Source organism: Shigella sp. FC1661, assembly GCF_001712525.1.
In the GTDB taxonomy this organism is placed as follows: domain Bacteria; phylum Pseudomonadota; class Gammaproteobacteria; order Enterobacterales; family Enterobacteriaceae; genus Escherichia; species Escherichia coli.
Genome location: NZ_MDGW01000531.1, coordinates 1 through 260 on the forward strand (window position 1 = coordinate 1; position 260 = coordinate 260).

The following is a 260-nucleotide window of genomic DNA, read 5'->3' on the forward strand; positions in this document are numbered from 1 at the left end:
GAATGGCATCAGAAGGAGCTAATAATGAGCAGAAAAAACCAACGTTACTCTAAAGAGTTCAAAGCCGAAGCTGTCAGAACGGTTCCTGAAAATCAACTTCGATCAGTGAAGGCGCTTCCCGATTATCCCTTCCTGAAGGCACTTTAGGACAATGGGTTACCGCCGCCAGAAAAGGGCTCGGTACTCCTGGTTCCCGCACGGTGGCTGAACTGGAATCTGAAATTCTGCAACTGCGTAAGGCGTTAAATGAAGCTCGCCTT

Annotated in this window: 1 pseudogene; it reads left to right on the plus strand. The window is 48.5% G+C overall.

What is annotated here, in order from left to right:
- Positions 1-24: 24 nt before the first annotated feature.
- A pseudogene (locus BFF42_RS21720) lies at positions 25-260 on the plus strand (transposase); the annotation flags it as partial.